Raw genomic sequence first — 2,611 nt, forward strand, 5'->3', positions numbered from 1 at the left:
TGCAACGCATTGATCAGATGCTCCACCTCCATCACATGCACGTCGCCATCGTTGGTCGTGGTGTGAATCAGTAGCGGCGTTTGCAACTTGTCGGCGTGGAACACCGGCGAGCGGCGGCGATACTCGAGCGGATCCTCGTTCACCGACTTGCCGATGAAGTTCTGAAAGATCTCCGGATAGCTGGGCTGATACGCCATCCGCATCACCAGATCGGTGACCGGCACGCCGGCGTAGGCCACTTTGTAGTCCTCCGGCCAGCGAAAGACATTCATCAACGCATGAAAGCCGCCATGACTCCACCCCAGGATGCCAACGCGAGAGCCATCCACGTTCGGCATGTTCTCCACCGCCCAATCGCGTGCCGCATGCGAATCGTCAATCTCGGCGCCGCCGTAATCGATCTCGTCGTACATGCCTCGGCCGAAGCCGCTACTGCCGCGGTACTCCGGGGCGATCAGCACATAACCCTCCAGCAACAGTTCGCGAGCGATCGGGATCAGCAAGCCGCTGAAGTTCGAATGCACGCCACCGTGCACGAACACCAGCAACGGCGCCCGACGCTGGCCCAGGGCCTTGGGCACGAAGGTATAGGCGGGAACGATCAAAGGATTGCCGGCCCCGAGCCCGGTGGGATTGGAATTCCGGGGCGGCACCGAGGTGATATTGATTTCCTCGATCACGGCGATGTCGCCCAAGCGCTGGTACATGGACAGCACATCGATCTTGCGTTTCAGCATATCGAACTCGTGCTTGTACTCAGGCACCTTCGGCGCGGGATACTTATCGCCGTCCGCCGCCACTGCCATCCCCAAGGACAGCCAGACGACGCTCAGCCAGCCCACCATCTTCATGCTGCTTCGGATCTTATTTCTCATGCCGCATCCACCCGAAAGTAATCCCGCCCCGCGGTCCGCAGACGCTCGCAGCAGCCGTTGATCACCTGCCCGAAGCGCATCGGCTCGGCCCACGGCTCGCTGCCTTCGCTGACGAAGCCACCATCGACTTCCTTCAATGGCGTGGTGCCATCCACCCACAGCCTGCCTTTGCGAACGACGATGCGGACACTGCGACTCATCGCGCCGTTGTCGTTGTAGTGCCCGACATAGGCGTTCCATTTCGGGTCGGCAGTAAAGGTCTTCGGTCCGTCATACGCAGAGTTGACGTACCAACGCTCGCCCCAACCGATCTCCACCACCGGACTATCGGCGCGCGCCGGGTCTTTGCGTCCGAACAGCATCGTGTAGTGATCGAGCCCGGTCTGCGATGCCAGAAACTTGTCCTTGCCGAGCGACTCCATCGGCGTACGTTGCGTTCCACGCACAAGGTATAGACGGTCGTTCTCGGCAATTACCTGCAACAATTCGCCATCGGCATGTCGAAAGGTGCCCGCGTACTCAGCGGCCTTCTGCTCCTGCCACCAGGGCTCGGGCAGCTTTGGCGGCGGCGCAGCCGGGCGCCGTTCACGCACCGAGCGCATCAACTGACAAGCGTATTTGACGACAGCGGCCGGTGCCGGCCCCAGCGAATTGATCGAAGCAAATGCGCCCAAGCCCGCGTCGACATCCACGCCCAAGTAGGAGACAAACGAATACATGCGGCCGGGATGAAACAGCAGGCGGTGACCGTCCAGCTGATCCACCACCCAGCCATAGCCGTACTGCGCTTTCGGCCCATACGAGGTGGCTGCGATCCGGCCGGTCGTCCATTGATCGAACGCCTGTTCCGACAGCACTTTGCCCTTGGGGCCCTGGCCGCGCCGGGCGATCATCTGAATGTAAGTGCCCATGTCGCGGGCACTCGATGCAATACATCCGGCGGCCGAGGTATAGAACATCCCGCTGGCCTCGCATACCGGTCCCGTGGTGGGCACGGGCCGATCGGTCCGCAAGCCCACATAACTTTTCACCAAGCGATCGCGAATTTCGTAAGTGATGACCGGCTCCGCCTGCCGCATGCCTGCGGGAACGAACATCCGTTCACGCAGCAGCTGCGACAGCCGCCGACCATCCAGCGTCCACGCGAGATAGCCGAGTACATCGAACCCCATATTGCTGTAGTTGAAGCGCTCGCCCGGCGGATAGGCTGCGCGGTGCCGGTAGGTTGGATCGCTCTGGAACAAATCGCCGTACCCCACCAGTCCGCCGGAATGGGTCAACAGATGATGCGCGGTGATGGGCGCGAAATCCGAATCGATGGGCAGCCACGGCAAGTAGTCTTGCAGCGGCTTGTGCAGATCGAGCTTTCCCTCTTCATGAAGCTGCATCAGACAGGCGGCGATGAACGACTTGCTGATCGAGCCGATCTGAAACAGTTCGTGGTCCTGCACCGGCCGTCGTGACTGCAAGTCACCAAAGCCATAGCTCGCGACGCGTTGGACGCCGGCGCGATCCGCCAGCACCAACGTCATGCCGGGTATGCTGTTCTCGCGCAGATAGCGTTCGGCGAACTGATCTAGTTCAGCATTTACCGGCGCGTATTCGCTGCCCGATGTCGCCGCCTGCGCGACCCAGAAACTCTCGAGCCCCAGCGTTGCCGACACTGCCGCCGCACCGCGCAGCACGCCTCTACGAGTTATCGCCATGTGGATTTCTCGAAGCTGTGGGCGAGCCGG

Annotated in this window: 2 protein-coding genes; both read right to left on the reverse strand. The window is 61.4% G+C overall.

The genetic code is table 11. The features are described 5' to 3' along the window. Positions 1-875 (reverse strand): alpha/beta hydrolase family protein (locus tag JNL55_RS36570; RefSeq protein ID WP_293866823.1); only part of this gene is annotated, 875 nt, incomplete at its 3' end. Next, positions 872-2,611: serine hydrolase (locus tag JNL55_RS36575; RefSeq protein ID WP_293866825.1), on the reverse strand; the 1,740-nt coding region annotated here is incomplete at its 5' end. The genes JNL55_RS36575 and JNL55_RS36570, both read right to left, overlap by 4 nt.

It is taken from the genome of Steroidobacter sp. (genome assembly GCF_016790065.1).
In the GTDB taxonomy this organism is placed as follows: domain Bacteria; phylum Pseudomonadota; class Gammaproteobacteria; order Steroidobacterales; family Steroidobacteraceae; genus Steroidobacter.